Source organism: Planococcus halocryophilus (assembly GCF_001687585.2).
Taxonomy (GTDB): domain Bacteria; phylum Bacillota; class Bacilli; order Bacillales_A; family Planococcaceae; genus Planococcus; species Planococcus halocryophilus.
Genome location: NZ_CP016537.2, coordinates 1,456,358 through 1,472,001, shown reverse-complemented (window position 1 = coordinate 1,472,001; position 15,644 = coordinate 1,456,358). Strand labels below are relative to the sequence as shown.

The 15,644-nt window shown below is 40.3% G+C and carries 17 protein-coding genes; 2 read left to right on the top strand and 15 right to left on the bottom strand.

The genetic code is table 11. The features are described from left to right. Nucleotides 1–67 precede the first annotated feature (67 nt). The 5 genes from dnaK to lepA form a co-directional block, all read right to left on the bottom strand. Entirely contained in the window at nt 68–1,891 is a 1,824-nt protein-coding gene (gene dnaK / locus BBI08_RS07380) for a molecular chaperone DnaK (RefSeq protein ID WP_065527914.1), read from the bottom strand. A gap of 21 nt (nt 1,892–1,912) precedes the next feature. Further along, nucleotides 1,913–2,512 carry a nucleotide exchange factor GrpE gene (gene grpE, locus BBI08_RS07375; RefSeq protein WP_008498987.1) on the bottom strand — a complete coding sequence of 200 codons (600 nt, stop codon included), beginning with the start codon at nt 2,510–2,512 and terminating at the stop codon, nt 1,913–1,915. A gap of 17 nt (nt 2,513–2,529) precedes the next feature. Further along, entirely contained in the window at nt 2,530–3,564 is a 1,035-nt protein-coding gene (gene hrcA, locus BBI08_RS07370; protein ID WP_008498986.1) for a heat-inducible transcriptional repressor HrcA, read from the bottom strand. Nucleotides 3,565–3,654: 90 nt separating this feature from the next. After that, entirely contained in the window at nt 3,655–4,794 is a 1,140-nt protein-coding gene (gene hemW / locus BBI08_RS07365; protein WP_008498985.1) for a radical SAM family heme chaperone HemW, read from the bottom strand. 59 nt (nt 4,795–4,853) lie between these two features. Further along, a complete protein-coding gene (gene lepA / locus BBI08_RS07360) occupies nt 4,854–6,683 on the bottom strand; it encodes a translation elongation factor 4 (protein WP_008498984.1) in 1,830 nt (609 codons plus the stop codon). A 215-nt stretch (nt 6,684–6,898) separates the two neighbouring features. Between lepA and rpsT the strand changes: the two genes are divergently transcribed. Then, complete coding sequence (gene rpsT, locus BBI08_RS07355) at nt 6,899–7,150, top strand: 30S ribosomal protein S20 (protein WP_008498982.1); 252 nt, start codon at nt 6,899–6,901, stop codon at nt 7,148–7,150. Nucleotides 7,151–7,201: 51 nt separating this feature from the next. Here rpsT and holA read toward each other — a convergent pair whose 3' ends face one another. Beyond that, a complete protein-coding gene (holA, locus tag BBI08_RS07350) occupies nt 7,202–8,230 on the bottom strand; it encodes a DNA polymerase III subunit delta (protein WP_008498981.1) in 1,029 nt (342 codons plus the stop codon). Nucleotides 8,231–8,387: 157 nt separating this feature from the next. On the opposite strand from holA, the gene BBI08_RS16880 reads away from it, so the two are divergent. Then, on the top strand, nt 8,388–8,522 hold the full coding sequence (locus BBI08_RS16880; protein ID WP_008431587.1) for a YqzM family protein: 135 nt from the start codon (nt 8,388–8,390) through the stop codon (nt 8,520–8,522). Nucleotides 8,523–8,674: 152 nt separating this feature from the next. On the opposite strand, the gene BBI08_RS07345 is transcribed toward BBI08_RS16880, so the two are convergent. The 9 genes from BBI08_RS07345 to aroE all read right to left on the bottom strand — a co-directional run bounded on the left by BBI08_RS07345 (nt 8,675) and on the right by aroE (nt 15,642). Then, a complete protein-coding gene (locus BBI08_RS07345) occupies nt 8,675–10,909 on the bottom strand; it encodes a DNA internalization-related competence protein ComEC/Rec2 (protein WP_065527913.1) in 2,235 nt (744 codons plus the stop codon). Nucleotides 10,910–10,947: 38 nt separating this feature from the next. After that, the gene (locus BBI08_RS07340) at nt 10,948–11,520 is read right to left on the bottom strand and encodes a ComE operon protein 2 (protein ID WP_008498978.1); all 573 of its coding nucleotides are present in this window, start codon (nt 11,518–11,520) and stop codon (nt 10,948–10,950) included. Nucleotides 11,521–11,600: 80 nt separating this feature from the next. Beyond that, nucleotides 11,601–12,230 (bottom strand): helix-hairpin-helix domain-containing protein, encoded by a 630-nt coding sequence (locus BBI08_RS07335; RefSeq protein WP_051041716.1) that lies wholly within the window; start codon nt 12,228–12,230, stop codon nt 11,601–11,603. A 116-nt stretch (nt 12,231–12,346) separates the two neighbouring features. After that, nucleotides 12,347–13,069, bottom strand: coding sequence for a class I SAM-dependent methyltransferase (locus tag BBI08_RS07330; RefSeq protein ID WP_008498975.1), 723 nt, complete (start codon nt 13,067–13,069; stop codon nt 12,347–12,349). Next, complete coding sequence (gene rsfS / locus BBI08_RS07325) at nt 13,066–13,404, bottom strand: ribosome silencing factor (protein WP_008498974.1); 339 nt, start codon at nt 13,402–13,404, stop codon at nt 13,066–13,068. The genes BBI08_RS07330 and rsfS overlap by 4 nt, the downstream gene beginning before the upstream one ends. Further along, the gene (yqeK, locus tag BBI08_RS07320) at nt 13,401–13,976 is read right to left on the bottom strand and encodes a bis(5'-nucleosyl)-tetraphosphatase (symmetrical) YqeK (protein ID WP_008498973.1); all 576 of its coding nucleotides are present in this window, start codon (nt 13,974–13,976) and stop codon (nt 13,401–13,403) included. Before yqeK ends, rsfS begins: the two co-directional genes overlap by 4 nt. Then, nucleotides 13,945–14,532, bottom strand: a complete 588-nt coding sequence (locus BBI08_RS07315; protein ID WP_008498972.1) for a nicotinate-nucleotide adenylyltransferase — start codon at nt 14,530–14,532, stop codon at nt 13,945–13,947. Before BBI08_RS07315 ends, yqeK begins: the two co-directional genes overlap by 32 nt. Further along, nucleotides 14,529–14,828, bottom strand: coding sequence for a ribosome assembly RNA-binding protein YhbY (yhbY, locus tag BBI08_RS07310; RefSeq protein ID WP_008498971.1), 300 nt, complete (start codon nt 14,826–14,828; stop codon nt 14,529–14,531). Before yhbY ends, BBI08_RS07315 begins: the two co-directional genes overlap by 4 nt. Beyond that, nucleotides 14,815–15,642, bottom strand: a complete 828-nt coding sequence (aroE, locus tag BBI08_RS07305; protein ID WP_008498970.1) for a shikimate dehydrogenase — start codon at nt 15,640–15,642, stop codon at nt 14,815–14,817. Before aroE ends, yhbY begins: the two co-directional genes overlap by 14 nt. Nucleotides 15,643–15,644: the final 2 nt, after the last annotated feature.

Below are 15,644 nucleotides of genomic sequence, written 5' to 3'. Positions count from 1 at the left end.
TTAAATCCTCGTTGCAAAGACATTGAAAAAGCCAAAGCATGTTGCTTTGCTTTGACTTTTCAAGATATTACTTATTGTCGTCGTTTACTTCTTCGAAATCTGCATCAACTACATCGTCGTTATCAGCTGTTGCATTTTCGTCTTGTCCAGCTTGTTGAGCTGCTGCTTGCTCATAAGCTTTCATAGAAAGACCTTGTAAGATTTCTTGAAGTTTATCTTTTTTCTCACGGATATCTTCGGTGTTATCAGACTCTAATGCCGCTTTTAATTCATCGCGTGCATCTTCCGCTTGTTTTTTCTCTTCTTCAGTAACCACTTCACCAAGATCAGTGATCGTTTTATCAGTTTGGAAGACAGCTTGATCGGCTTCGTTGCGAAGTTCTACTTCTTCTTTCACTTTCGCATCTGCTTCAGCGTTTTCTTCAGCTTCTTTGATCATACGTTCGATTTCATCATCTGATAATGATGAGTTCGATTGAATTGTGATCGTTTGTTCTTTTTGTGTTCCAAGATCTTTCGCTTTAACACTTACAATACCGTTTTTGTCGATATCGAAGCTTACTTCGATTTGTGGAACACCACGTTGTGCTGGTGGAATATCAGCTAATTGGAAACGACCAAGCGTTTTGTTAGCTGCCGCCATTGGACGCTCACCTTGTAATACATGAATATCTACAGCTGGCTGGTTATCAGCAGCAGTTGAGAATGTTTGTGATTTTGAAGTTGGGATTGTTGTGTTGCGCTCGATCAATTTCGTGAACACGCCACCCATTGTTTCGATACCAAGTGATAATGGAGTTACGTCTAATAACACAACGTCTTTAACGTCTCCAGTTAAAACGCCACCTTGAACAGCTGCACCCATTGCTACAACTTCATCCGGGTTAACGCCTTTATGCGGATCTTTACCAGTTTCTTTTTTAACTGCTGCTTGTACAGCTGGAATACGTGTAGATCCACCAACTAAGATTACGCGGTCTAGTTCAGAAGCTGAAATTCCAGCATCTTTCAATGCTTGACGAGTAGGTCCCATTGTACGCTCTACTAATGAAGAAGTTAATTCGTCAAACTTCGCACGGCTCATTGTAATTTCCAAGTGAAGCGGTCCTTCTGCTCCAGCTGTGATAAATGGCAATGAAATTTGTGTTGAAGAAACGCCTGACAAATCTTTTTTCGCTTTTTCAGCAGCATCTTTCAAGCGCTGAGTAGCCATTTTATCTTTCGATAAGTCTACGCCGTTTTCTTTTTTAAATTCTTGTACTAAATAATCGATGATTAGTTTATCAAAGTCATCGCCACCAAGACGGTTATCGCCGGCAGTTGATTTTACTTCGAATACGCCATCGCCAAGTTCAAGGATTGATACGTCGAACGTACCGCCACCAAGATCATAAACAAGGATTGTTTCGTCTGTATCTGTTTTATCAAGACCATATGCTAAAGCTGCTGCAGTTGGCTCGTTAATAATACGTTCTACTTCAAGGCCAGCAATACGTCCAGCGTCTTTAGTTGCTTGACGTTCTGCATCGTTAAAGTAAGCAGGAACCGTAATAACAGCTCTTGATACTTTTTCGCCTAAGTATTCTTCAGCGTATCCTTTAATGTATTGTAAGATCATTGCAGAAACTTCTTGAGCTGTATACTCTTTGCCTTCTGCAGTTACTTTTTCTTCTGTACCCATTAAACGTTTAATCGATTGAATTGTGTTTGGGTTTGTGATTGATTGGCGTTTTGCTACTTCGCCGACTTGGCGTTCGCCGTTTTTGAAAGCTACAACAGAAGGTGTTGTACGGTTACCTTCTGGATTCGGAATAATTTTTGGTTCGCCGCCTTCTAATACTGCGACTGCTGAGTTTGTTGTACCTAAGTCAATACCGATAATTTTGCTCATTTTTGAATTCCTCCATTAATTTTATTCGTTTACTTTTACCATTGCAGGACGTAAAACTCGATCTTTCAGGATATAGCCTTTTTGCAATTCCTGTAAAACCACTCCCGGCTCTGCAGAATCATCTTTTTCTTGCATAACCGCTTGATGGAAATTCGGGTCAAACTGTTCGCCTACCGATTTAATCTCTTCCAAGCCTTCACGATTTACTGCTTCATGCAAAGATTTCTGCACCATTTCAATACCTTTTATCAACGAAGCGGATTCTTCACTTTTCGTTGGTACCGACATTGCGCGTTCAAAATTGTCCAAGACCGGCAAGAGGTCTGCTAACAACGATTGTGAACGGAATTTATTGGCAAGTTCTTTGTCTTTTTGAGTGCGCCTTTTGAAATTATCATAATCGGCTAACAGGCGCAAATATTTGTTTTGCTCTGCTTCAAGTTGCTCACGGAGTTCTTCAACTTCGTTTACTGGTTCTGCCTCTTCTTCAACAGGCAGGTCGGTTTCTGGCGTTTCTGTATCCGCCACTTCTGACTGTTCTTCCGCTTCAGGCGCTTTTACTTCCACGTCTTCAGCTATTACCTGTTCTTCTGTTTTTAATGATTCATTTTTTTTTGGCAATTTTGTTCCTCCTTTGTTCACGTTCCATTAAACATCCGGTTAAGTTCTTTCGATAAGTCACCACTTAGTAAATCTAAGATCGAAACGATTCGTTTATAATCCATTCGTTTCGGGCCGATAATGGCGATTGAACCCGTCTGTTCTTTTCCAGTATCATACGATACCGTAATGACACTGCAATCTTCCATTGCTGTAAGCGTATTTTCCGAGCCAATGCGAATGTGGAGACCTTGACTTCCAACAGGCAAAATCATCGGAATGTGCTTTGCTTCTTCCATAACATCCATCAAATCCCTGATTTTTTGAAGATCGTGAAAATCAGGCTGTTTCAATATGTTCAATTTACCACCATAATAGATATTTTCATCTTCATGGGGCAATAAAACTGCTTGTCGAAACGTATGGAATAGCTCGCCGTAACGCTCAATATGCTGCTTTAATATCGATAAAGTTTCTTGTTCCAACCGCAGATGCAGGTTGTTTAGCGCCACACCTACTAGCCGTTCATTAAGAATATTCGTCATTTTTTCAATATCCGATGGGTTTAATCCTGGCGGAATCGAAAATACGCGATTTTCTACATGTCCGGTGTTGGTGACGATAATCGCCACTGCTGTGTCTTGGCTCAACGGAACAATCGACAATTTTTTAACGATATGTCTGCGCACATCAGGTCCGAGTAAGATAGACGTGTAATTGGTCAGTTCTGAAAGAATCATTGCAGATCGCTTGATGACTTCTTCCGTTTCTGTCAGTTTTTCTTCAAAAATCGAGCGCAATTGCACAATATCCTCTTTCGGCAACGGTCTTGGCGTCAACAAATGATCGACGTAATAACGGTATCCTTTTTCAGAAGGAATGCGTCCGGAAGACGTATGTGTTTTTTCCAAAAAGCCCATTCTTTCCAACTCCGCTAATTCATTACGAATCGTTGCTGGGCTAAAAGGAGTTTCAAGCTTTTTGGAGAGTTGGTTCGATCCTACCGGCTGAGCTGATTGAATATAATCATCTACTGTCACTTTTAAAATGAGCAGTTGCCGTTCTGTTAACATGATCATCACCTCTGTTAGCACTCTATGTGTTCGAGTGCTAATACTACATTTAAATTAACAAATAAAAAGACCAATGTCAACGCAAGAGCTTTAAGCTAATAAAAATTGTTGAAAAACCTCGTTTCCAACAAATCGCCCTTTTCTTGTTAACCTAATAAAATCGTTCACTATCTCTAAATTTCCTTGCGCGATTTCTTTATCTAAAATCGTGCCATAGACATCTTGCATCGGTTTTTGAAATTTAGTTTGAAAGTGATTCAAAGAAACGCCAGCTGTTTTTCTTAGACCTAAAAACATTTCTTCTTCCATTTTTTCATGAGGTGGCACTTCGTGCGTGCTTAAAATTGGACGCTCGCCTTCATCTAATGGAGACATGTATTTTTTTAAAGGTCCGGCATTTGAATAGCGAACGCCATCCACATAACCATGTGCACCCGCGCCAACACCAATATATTCGACGTTGTCCCAATACAATAAATTATGATGTGATTCGTGTCCTGGACGGGCAAAGTTAGAAATTTCGTATTGCTTTAATCCACGTTTGTCCATTTCATTCATCAACTTTTCATACATATCTGCTTCTAAATCTTCTGTCACTGTATTCAACTTGCCTTTTGTCATTAAGTTATAGAACACCGTTTTCGGTTCAATGATTAACGAATACGCTGAAAAATGCGGCATGTCGAAGGCGAATGCTTGTTCAAGTGTATCGTCCCATTGCTGCATGGTTTGACCGGGTAACCCATACATCAAGTCAAAACTTAAGTTTTTAAAGCCAACTTGTCGAGCAGAATCAACCGCACGTTTTACGTCCGAGTTGCTATGCGTTCGACCTAGTCGTTTTAGTAAGTCTTCATCAAAAGACTGAACCCCCATACTTAACCGGTTTACTCCACCATCAAACAATACTTGCATTTTGTCTGTTGTTAATTCGTCCGGATTGGCTTCAGACGTCCATTCCAAGTTCTCGGCCATCGGAACATAGCGATGAATATACGCTAGCAATTTCTCCAATTGTGCGGGTGTCAACGATGTCGGAGTTCCGCCTCCTAAAAAAATTGTCTCAAGTGGATTATCCAATGCACCTTGATCTTTCCAAAGCGCTAGTTCTTTACCTAACGAATCAATATAAGCATCGACTGGTTGGTCTTTAAAATACACTTTATTGAAATCACAGTAAAAACAAATTTGGTGACAGAATGGAATGTGGATGTACAATCCCTTTACCATTTTATTTCCTCTTTTCTAATAAGAAAAGGAGGCTGAAATTTCGCCTCCTTTTTTTCGTTTTATTTTGATTGGTCATCCATTTTCAGGATTGCCATGAATGCTTCTTGTGGAACTTCAACAGATCCAACTTGCTTCATACGCTTTTTACCTTCTTTTTGCTTGTCGAGAAGTTTCCGTTTACGAGAAATATCTCCGCCATAGCATTTAGCAAGAACGTTTTTACGTATTGCACTGATGGTCTGTCGGGCAACAATTTTTTGACCGATTGCTGCTTGAATCGGCACTTCAAATTGTTGACGAGGAATTAAATTTTTCAACTTATCAACAATTACTTTTCCGCGCTCATAAGCAAAGTCACGATGAACGATAAAGCTCAATGCATCTACTTGTTCAGAATTCAACAAGATGTCCATCTTCACAAGCTTAGACTCTTTGTAACCAATTAACTCATAGTCAAAGGAAGCATAACCTTTTGTTCCTGATTTTAACTGATCGAAGAAATCATAAACAATTTCAGCTAGCGGCAGTTCATAAATAATGCTCACACGAATGTCATCTATATAATCCATCGTCAAGAAGTTCCCACGTTTGCGCTGACAAATTTCCATAACTGCACCAACGTATTCATTGGGTACCATGACTGTCGCTTTGACATACGGTTCTTCAACCACATCGATTTTTTGAGCGTCTGGCATCATCGCCGGGTTATCGATTTTCAAAACTTCTCCGTCTGTCATATGAACATCGTAAATTACGCTTGGTGCTGTGGTGATCAAGTCGATTTTAAATTCACGTTCGATACGCTCTTGAATAATTTCCATGTGCAATAAGCCTAGGAAACCACAACGGTAACCAAAGCCAAGTGCTTGAGAAGATTCAGGCTCAAACTGCAAAGCTGCGTCGTTTAACTCTAATTTCTCTAAAGCATCACGCAAATCATTGTATTTTGATGTATCAATCGGGTAAAGTCCGCAATAAACCATCGGATTTAATCGACGGTAACCAGGTAATGCTTTATCAGCAGGGTTATTAGCTAATGTAATGGTATCACCCACTGTTGAATCACCCACATTTTTAATGCCAGCTGTTAAAAAGCCTACATCCCCTACTGTTAACTCTTCGCGAAGAGTTGCGTGTGGTGTAAAGACGCCTGCTTCAATTATTTCAAATTCCTTACCAGAAGCCATCATTTGAATGCGATCACCTGGTTTTAGTCTTCCTTGAACAATCCGAATATACGCCACTACACCGCGGTAAGGATCGTAAATCGAATCAAAAATCAGTGCCTGAAGTGGTGCTTCAGGATCGCCAACTGGAGCTGGTACTTTTGCGACTACTTGTTCAAGAATATCTTCAATGCCAATACCTGCTTTTGCGGAAGCTAATACGGCTTCAGAAGCATCTAATCCAATTACGTCTTCGATTTCTTGACGTACGCGCTCTGGGTCAGCTGCAGGTAAATCAATTTTATTGATAACCGGAAGGATTTCCAAGTCGTTATCTAATGCCAAATAAACGTTAGCCAATGTTTGCGCTTCGATTCCTTGTGCAGCATCAACAACTAGTACAGCCCCTTCACAAGCCGCTAAACTACGTGAAACTTCGTAGGTAAAGTCGACATGGCCCGGTGTATCGATCAAATGCATAATATACGTTTCTCCGTCTTTGGCTTTATAGTTAAGTTGGACAGCATTTAATTTAATCGTAATGCCACGTTCTCGTTCAAGATCCATCGAATCTAGAGACTGTGCTTTCATTTCTCGGGAAGTTAATGCTTCCGTCATTTCTAAAATTCTATCTGCAAGTGTCGATTTACCATGATCGATATGCGCAATAATCGAGAAGTTGCGGATTTTACTTTGGCGGGATAATCTTTCCTCATTGTTCATTCTCTTCACTCCTATATAAACTACTATGAATTATAGCAGTACAGCTAACATTGAGCAATGAAAGCCCGTGAAATCATTTCACTGTCAAGGCAAACTTCTTTGCACGTAACTATTGCATTCCTGTCGTTGATTTGATAAAATAACTCATGTTGTATAGAGACATTAAAGAGTTAGGATTTTATCCGCTCTTCCATATTGTCTAGGAGGTGAAATATATGCCAAACATTAAATCTGCAATCAAACGTGTGCGCACGAACGAAACTAAAAACGCTCAAAACTCACATGTAAAATCAGCAATGCGTTCTTCTATTAAGAAAGCTGAATCAGCTTTGACTAACAAAGACGATAACGCTAACGATACTGTAAAAGTGGCGATCCAACAGGTGGAAAAAGCATCTTCAAAAGGCTTAATCCACAAAAACACTGCAGCTCGTAAAAAATCTCGCTTGATGAAACAACAAGCGTAACACATTAAAAAGCCGGTTCCTTTAGAGGAGCCGGCTTTTTGCTATTCATTATTAAGGCTTTTTCTGACCTGCACGCTTCATTAAGAAAAACTCCAGTATGCGATTGCGATTGCCACTTAGTGTTTTTAGCTGCAAATCGATATCTGCTAAATCGCCTAACACTTGTAGCAATCTTTTCTCCGAAATTTGTTGCCTTTTTTCTACCAATAATTTCACTCGATACGGGTGAGCTTTTAATTGCTTAGAAATTTGCTGTGCGTGATATCCTTTTTTCTGCAAATAATAAACTTGAATCATAAAACGAATTTGAGATGCTAGTAATGCCGTTAGCGCCACCGGTTCTTCTTTTTGACGCAATAAATCATAATACACGCTAAGCGCCTCACTAACATTGCCATCTAAATACGCTTGCAACATTTTAAATGCATCTTGTTCAAGTGTTCGCGCAGTCATTTGTTCCACAAGCTCTACCGTAATATCTTCATCAGATGAGCCGAGGTATAAAGACATCTTTTCAATTTCTGAAGAAAGTAACGTTAAGTTCGTACCTGCCATTTCCATTAACCGTTGCGCTGCTTTTATCCCAATGCCTTTGCCAAAATTTTTCGCTTCGTGCATTAACCAAGTTTCCAAATCATTTGCTTGCAGCGATTTCGCTTCGATCAATACGGTATGCTGTTTCATCTGCTTGGTTACTTTTTTTCGCTCATCTAGTTTTTCGTATGGTGCTACAAAAATCGTCACCGAACTACTTGGAGGATGTTCAAGCCACGCTTCTAAAGCTTTTAAATCGTGGTTGATTTTTTCCTTGCCACGTTCTGCCGCTTTTAAAAACGACGCATTTCGAGCAATAATCAGCTTACGGTCGCTGAAAAACGGAAATGTATCTGCTTCATCAATTACGTGTTCTACCGGCACTTCATCTAAATCAAAAAACGTCAGCTCCAGTTCGCCACCAACCGTCAATTTATCTTTTAACAAGTCCAAGGTTTTTTCAATAAAATAGCTTTCTGTTCCTACGATGAGATAAACAGGGTCTATTTGTCCGCTGCGTATGGATTTCCACACGGAAGTAATCATCTTATCAGCCTCCCCTCTCTCTACTATATCGGATTTTCGCCCCTTTGGGTATTTGACAGTTATGTGTCGGTGTAAAAATTCATCGGTATAAGTTTACTTCAATCTAGATTTTTGGTGAGTCTTCGCTTATAATTATAAGGAATTAGGAGGGATTTCAATGAATGAATTTGAACAGAATGTACAATCCAAACGTAACGATGCAATCGACGCGGGAATGGGCTTCGTCGTATCCTTTGGATTTTTCGCCCTTATCTTTATCATCGCTGGACTTGTACAGTTCGCTGCGCGGTAATTAAATCAAAAAAAGGTTCCGGCTTTTATAGCCAGAACCTTTTTTTATTTTGAAATGAATTCGGTCGTTTACGCTGTGCGGCAAAGTACGCCACTTCGCTGTTCTGTCTTATGCCCGTCAGAGCTATATGTGCGCTTCCACTTTTCTTTGTCCTAACGCATCTTTTCAAGTTGAATTCCGTTTTCATCATAAAGCAACGTAATGGTGCCGTTCTCTGCGGTGTTTAAAGTTTTTAGTTCTAATTTGTTAAACCGCTCGACTACTTCTGGACTAGGGTGACCATAACGATTGTCTTTTCCTGTAGAGAAAATCGACAATTCCGGTGCTAACGCTGTTAAAAATTCTTCACTGCTAGACGTTTTACTGCCGTGATGCCCCACTTTTAGCACTGTTAGTCCCGCCAGTTCTCCACCGTAGGAATCTAATAAATCCTTTTCTCCTTCAGCTTCTAAATCCCCAGTAAACAAAATTCGGTAGTCCCCAGTCTTCATCAAAAGTACGAGCGAATCATTATTGCCTTCATATTTTGCATCACTTGGTGACAAATAAATAAAGTCGGTTTCGCCATCACGCCAATTAGATCCCGCAGCAGGAAATACCACTTTTGCTTCTGCGGTGAACGGTGCAAGCTCTAACATTAAGGCATTTGACGTTGATCCTGGTGTTAAATGCAGCTCTTTCACTGAAAACATTCCGAAAATTTCTTCTGCTCCTTCAGCATGATCTGCGTCCGGATGAGAAAGAATCATGGCATCGAGCGATGAAATGCCTCTTCCTCTCAAGTAAGGTGCCACAACTTGCCGACCGATTTCATATGGTCGCTTTTTTTCTTTAAAAGTTTCTACATCAAAACGAAGTACACCTCCGCTATCTACTAAATAAACAGCTTGGCGGTAAGGCATTTCAATAACAGCGCTGTCGCCTTGTCCAACATCTAAAAAAGTCACTTTTAAGCGAGGGTCCATATACGGCAGTGACGTAAACAAAATCGCCGGTACGAATAAAATCAGTAGGTGCCACCAACGAAATTCACGTTCAACTGCACAATAAAAAAGGTACACACTGCTCATCAACAAAACGAATGCTCCAATTCCTGGTTTTCCTGGCACCCATAATTGATACGGTAAGCTCGCTATTGCAATCATCAGCTGGTCAATATGTTCTCGCAACGGCTCATAAAAGTAAAAAACAAAGTTTGCTACTGGCGGAAAAACAGCTGTCAAAAACAACAGCAAGAAATTTGCTGGCAAAATAAATACAGTAAATAGCGGAACAAACAAGCTATTGACGACAAAAGCGGATAATGACAATTCATAAAAATGAAATAGCAATAATGGATACAATGTTACTTGGGAGATAAATGTAATGACAAATCCTGCTTTTACCGGTGATTTTATTGCACGCAACATGTTCAACGAATAAATAATGCCAAATGTTGCTCCATACGACAACTGAAAACCAATTTGATACATCGCATATGGATCCCATAAAACGAAAACCACTATACTAGTTAACATAATATTAGCAAGTGGCACCTTAATATTCATCAGTTTCCCACTTGTGACAATGACTACCATACTAAGAGCTCGCCAAACAGACGGAGCTCCACCTGCAATTACTGCATACAAAGGCAAAACCAGTAATAAAATGACTAAAGCTGTCTCTTTTCGAATATGCAATCGTATGAGAAGAACGTATAACAACCCCGAAGCAATGCCCACATGCAAACCCGAAATTGCGAACAAATGAGAAATGCCGAGCGTTTGGTGTATGCGCCGATCTTCCGGGTCCATATTCTCGCGTTCGCCAATTAATAATGCTTCCGCTTCTGCTGCCAAAGTTTCAGGAAAATGTTCACGAATATGAGTTTTGAACAGGTCTCTTCTTTTTAACAAACGATTTATCCACGTCTTATTTTCCATCACGCCACTGATCGACTCAACTTTTAGTAGTGAAGCTGCTCCATTATGACGTAAATAATGAGTCATATTAAAAGAATATCGATGTGAAGGCGGTGTAGCTTCTTCAAAAACACCAGTCACTAAAAATTTAGAATTACTCACTAACCGTTCCATATGAAGCTTTTGCTCGTTCGACGTTAATCGAAAACGAGCATAAACGATCGTACCATCTTGTAATGTAGCAAACCCTCTAAGGCTATCGCCATCGATTACCGTACCTGTGTGAAAAATGAGTTCTCCTGTATAAGACTGTGAAGTATCAAAGATATCTTTACCACGCAAATCCTGTACGATATAAACGCCACAAACAAATAGAAGAATGAACACAATAAATGTCCATTTTTCTTTTTTCAAATACATCCAACTAAAAAGCAGCGCCATGAACACGAGTTGAACCGCTGTTTCATGCGCTGCATATGTAGCCATTATTGTAGCTACTGCTACGTAGAGAAGAGGACTTGTTGTTATACTTCGATTTCTCCGAATAATTCATTCACCCGTTCACTATAATGGGCCAATTCTTCTTCGCTTCCACCTTTTTCACGCAATTTATCAAGCAGTTCGATATAAAGAGCTGATTTTTCGACACTTAAAAAGTCAATCTTTCGCTCATCAAACATTACTTGTACCACTTCTACCCCAGCTTGTTCTAATAATTCGATAGCATACTCGTGGTTTTTGTAATCAGCGGCATAATAGAGTCGGGCAATTCCTGATTGGATAATTGACTTGGTGCATTGCAGGCAAGGAAAATGGCTAACATACATATCAGCTCCATTGACACTGACGCCATACTTTGAACATTGCAATAAGGCATTCATTTCTGCGTGGATTGTTCGAACGCAATGTCCATCGACAACGTAACAGCCTTTATCGATACAATGGTCTCCTCCTGAAATAGATCCGTTATAGCCTCCAGCCATAATTCTCCGATCACGTACAATCGTTGCACCGACAGCAAGACGTGTACAAGTGCTTCTAAGTGCGAGCAAATGGCTTTGTGCCATAAAAAATTGATCCCAAGTTATTCGCTTCATTTAATTGCCTCCTGCTTGTTTAGTTAAAATAAGTGTAGCAGAGGAGGCATATTCGTCAACTGCCTTTTATCACGTACTTATTATTTCGCGACTATTAAATCTTTTAGTTGTTCAAATGTCTTGTCACCAATGCCCGTTACTTCCGTTAATTGTTCAGGCGCATTAAATTTCCCTACCTCATCTCTATAAGCAAGAATCGCAGCGGCTTTTGAAGGGCCTATGCCAGGGAGTTCCATCAATTCAGTTTCAGTTGCCTGATTTATATTTATCAAGCCTCCACCACTAGCTGTGGCAGTCTGTGGCGATATTGAAACAACAATTTCTTCTCCAACCGCTGGTACATAAAGACTCGTTTCGTCCACGACAATTAACGCTAAATTAATTGCGCGACTATCCGCTTCGGATGTAAATCCTCCAGCTGCTAGAATGGCGTCTTGCATGCGGGACCCTGCTTTTAGCTCATAGACACCTGGCTTATTCACTTGGCCTTTTACATCAATCATTAAAGGTGCAGCTGTTTCGGGTATTTCCTTTATTGGGGTTTCTGTCTGCTGAGGGGATTCAGCGTTGATTAATTCGAAAGCAGTAGCTGGAGATGACTCCGGCTGTTGTTGAGGAAAAAATAAATAAATCAAAAGCAGCACTATGGCGACTGCGGGGATCAGCAACCATGTGGGCTTGTTCTGAAGCTCGGAAAATTTCACTCGCATTCCTCGTTTCTTCAGAAGGCAATTAAATAGAAGCTGTTTGAATTATATAATAATTGAAATACGCTTGTCTATTTTTTAACAAACAAAAAACCACCTGCAAGATGCAGATGGTGAGCTCATTTTTTGGCATGAAAGAAAACACGTTCACTTTCGTCATCAGGAGACTGGCTTGTGAAATCAGCTGTAACAGATTCTACAGAAAATCCAGCAGCTTCTAGCCATTTTGTGTATATCTCGATTGGGAAAGTACGTTGTTCGTGCGTTTCTTCAAAGCGCTCGAACAAGTCATTTTGACGCACAAAAAAAGTCATATCGTGAATGACACTATGTGATGCTTGACCTGGCTCTGTATGCCAAATATACGCTATTTCTTCAGCATCATAAACAAACGGGCTGTCCATAAAAACTGTATCGACTTTAAAAACAGAGTGGACATCAAAGAAAAAATGGCCTCCAGGATTTAACGCGTCATAAATTTCTTTAAACGTTTGCTGAACTTGTTCTTCGCTCTGTAAATAATTAAGAGAGTCTATTGCAATCGTGACAATATCAAAACCCGTTAACCCCTCTAAATTATCCATAGACAATTGAAGCACAGGAATCGCTTGATTTGCTTTTTGGAAACGTTGATTTGCCACCGTCAACATGTCTTCAGACAAGTCACTAGCAGTTACGTCATAGCCCATTTCAGCAAAAAGATGTGACAATGTGCCAGTTCCACACGCCACATCCAGCAATTTGCCAGACGCAACGTGAGAAGCGACCCACTCCACATACTCTTCGTAAGGAATATCTTCCATCAGTCCATCATAGACTGCGGCAAATTTTCCGTAGTTCATATTTCCATTTGCGGAGCTTCTCTCCACAGCCGTTCAAGGTTATAATACGAGCGTTCATCTTTATGGAAAACATGAGCAACAACGTCACCAAGATCTACTAAGACCCAACGAGCTGAGTCAAATCCTTCGACACTTTTCACTTCGTGGCCGTCTTCATGAGCTTTGTCCATAATTTCTTTTGCGATTGATTGAACTTGACGATCAGAATTCCCTGTGCAGATGACAAAATAGTCAGCTAGCAATGAAATTCCCTCCATGTTCAAAACCACGATATCTTCTGCTTTTTTATCTTCTGCTGCGTTAACCGCTACTTGTAGTAAAGTTTCTTTTGTCATTCTTTCACTTTCCCTTTCTGTTGCACGAAGTACTTAAAACACTTCAGTGAATCCGGAAATACCGGTTGATTTTTCGATTCTAAAAATTCGATGGAATGTTTGACCGAGGCTTCCATCATAACATCCAATCCTTGTTCTTTTAATTGTCGCAATTCTTCAACACCTGAAAATTTGCGGTTTGGTTCGACCAAGTCAGCAATGTAGACGACTTTTTCCAAATCAGACATATTTTCTCGCCCTGTTGTGTGATAACGGATAGCATTTAATACATCTTCATCTTCGACACCAAATTCAGTTTTTGCTAAATAAGCACCTACAGGAGCATGCCAAAGTTCTGCATGATATTCGAGTAATAAAGGATCCATGTTTTCAGAAACAATAATGGATTTCATCCAGTCTCGATCTGAAAATTTCGCTATATCATGCAGTATCGCAGCAGTTTTTGCTTTTGACTCGGAAACAAAAAATTTCTTAGCCAAGTCAACAGCCGTGTCTACTACACCTAATACATGTATATATCGTTTTTCAGGAAGCCGTTCTTTAACTGTCTGAAGCATTTGGTTGTGATCCATATAAACGCTCCTTTCGAATATAAGCTTCCACTTTTTCTGGCACTAAATATAAAAGTGACCGATTGGCAGCGGCGCGTTCTCTCAACATCGTAGATGATAACAACAACTCTGGTGAACGTATCATCAATACCGGATAAGGTGTCTCCGTATTATAACCCGGCCGATTAACTCCGATAAAGCGAATCAACTTCACCAGCTCATCAATACGGTGCCAAGTTGATAAACCCTCTATCATATCTCCCCCGATAATAAAATAAAATTCCACACCAGGTTCTTTTTCGATAAGCTTGGTCAATGTATCAAACGAATAAGAAACACCACCGTGTTTAATCTCGAAATCTTCCACTTTAAAATGGGCATGATCCGAAATCGCCAACTCGGTCATTGCTAGCCGTTGCTCGGCACTGGCACCTGCAACTTCTTTATGAGGTGCAATATAATTGGGCATAAAGCGAACTTCATCTAATCCCGCTTCGAAAAGCGCTTCATTCGCCATAATTAAGTGGCCGAGATGAGGCGGATTAAATGTTCCGCCCAAAATCCCTACTTTTTTCATCTTTTAACCGGTAACTCGATTCGTTTGTTGTGGACCGATTGTTTGTAAAGAACGACTGTGTGGCCAATTAATTGAACCAATTGTGATTTTGTGCCTTTTGCAAGAGCTTTTGCTACTTCATCTTTACCATCTTCATTGTTTTGAAGAATGCTGATTTTTACTAATTCACGCTTTTCTAATGCTTCTTTGATTTGAACGAGCATCGCATCGTTAACGCCGCCTTTACCTACCTGGAAAATTGGTGCTAGATGATGTGCTTCGCTTTTCAAAAAGCTTTTTTGTTTAGTTGTTAACATAAGTGCCTCCTAGTTTTTCTGTAATCAATTGAATCATTTTTTCCGTATTAGGTTCTATACCTGTCCATTTTTCAAATGCAATTGCACCTTGGTAAACAAACATGCCGACACCATTTACTGTGATACAATTCTTTTCTTCTGCTTTTTTCAAAAAAGGTGTTTCAAGTGGATTGTATATGATATCCGCGACCAACGTTCCTGCCTCAACTCGATCTAAAGAAATTGGCAAAGCTTCGCCTGTTGCTAAACCGACCGATGTCGTTTGAATTAAAATCGCAAAGTCAGCTAAACGTTCTTCTGATTCGATAAGTGTGATAGCTGAAGCATTTGTATCAGTGGCCAGCTCTTCTGCTCGACGGTATGTCCGGTTCGTAATGGTAACATCCGTAAACCCCGCTCGTTTCAAAGCAAATGCGATACCTCTTGCCGCACCACCTGCTCCAATTAATAACACTTTAGCAGCTTTATCGACAGAATGAACAAGCAACGAACGAACAAAGCCGTCACCATCCGTATTCGATCCCGTATATTCCGCTCCAACCAAATTTACCGTATTAACAGCATTCATTTGCATCGCATTTTCTTCCAGCTTCCCAAGTAAGGGAACGATGGATTGCTTATGTGGGAGCGTGATATTAAATCCACTAATCCCCAATGTTTTCATGGCCTCAAATGATTTTTCTAGCTGAGACGGTTCGACATGAATCGGTAAATAAGCTGCATCAATGCCGTGTTCAGCAAACCATGTTTCGTGCATGAACGGGGATAGAGAATGGGAAATCGGGTCACCGATTACCGCATACCATTTCTTCATCT

What these genes read in the sequence shown, in the direction of transcription:
- BBI08_RS16880 (WP_008431587.1), top strand. Translation starts at nt 8,388, where the DNA reads ATGAATGAATTTGAACAGAATGTACAATCCAAACGTAACGATGCAATC.
- rpsT (WP_008498982.1), top strand. Translation starts at nt 6,899, where the DNA reads ATGCCAAACATTAAATCTGCAATCAAACGTGTGCGCACGAACGAAACT.
- aroE (WP_008498970.1), bottom strand. Translation starts at nt 15,642, where the DNA reads ATGAAGAAATGGTATGCGGTAATCGGTGACCCGATTTCCCATTCTCTA.
- lepA (WP_008498984.1), bottom strand. Translation starts at nt 6,683, where the DNA reads ATGAACAATGAGGAAAGATTATCCCGCCAAAGTAAAATCCGCAACTTC.
- yqeK (WP_008498973.1), bottom strand. Translation starts at nt 13,976, where the DNA reads ATGGATCACAACCAAATGCTTCAGACAGTTAAAGAACGGCTTCCTGAA.
- dnaK (WP_065527914.1), bottom strand. Translation starts at nt 1,891, where the DNA reads ATGAGCAAAATTATCGGTATTGACTTAGGTACAACAAACTCAGCAGTC.
- holA (WP_008498981.1), bottom strand. Translation starts at nt 8,230, where the DNA reads ATGATTACTTCCGTGTGGAAATCCATACGCAGCGGACAAATAGACCCT.
- BBI08_RS07335 (WP_051041716.1), bottom strand. Translation starts at nt 12,230, where the DNA reads ATGCGAGTGAAATTTTCCGAGCTTCAGAACAAGCCCACATGGTTGCTG.
- BBI08_RS07345 (WP_065527913.1), bottom strand. Translation starts at nt 10,909, where the DNA reads ATGGCTACATATGCAGCGCATGAAACAGCGGTTCAACTCGTGTTCATG.
- BBI08_RS07315 (WP_008498972.1), bottom strand. Translation starts at nt 14,532, where the DNA reads ATGAAAAAAGTAGGGATTTTGGGCGGAACATTTAATCCGCCTCATCTC.
- rsfS (WP_008498974.1), bottom strand. Translation starts at nt 13,404, where the DNA reads ATGACAAAAGAAACTTTACTACAAGTAGCGGTTAACGCAGCAGAAGAT.
- BBI08_RS07340 (WP_008498978.1), bottom strand. Translation starts at nt 11,520, where the DNA reads ATGAAGCGAATAACTTGGGATCAATTTTTTATGGCACAAAGCCATTTG.
- yhbY (WP_008498971.1), bottom strand. Translation starts at nt 14,828, where the DNA reads ATGTTAACAACTAAACAAAAAAGCTTTTTGAAAAGCGAAGCACATCAT.
- hemW (WP_008498985.1), bottom strand. Translation starts at nt 4,794, where the DNA reads ATGGTAAAGGGATTGTACATCCACATTCCATTCTGTCACCAAATTTGT.
- hrcA (WP_008498986.1), bottom strand. Translation starts at nt 3,564, where the DNA reads ATGTTAACAGAACGGCAACTGCTCATTTTAAAAGTGACAGTAGATGAT.
- BBI08_RS07330 (WP_008498975.1), bottom strand. Translation starts at nt 13,069, where the DNA reads ATGAACTACGGAAAATTTGCCGCAGTCTATGATGGACTGATGGAAGAT.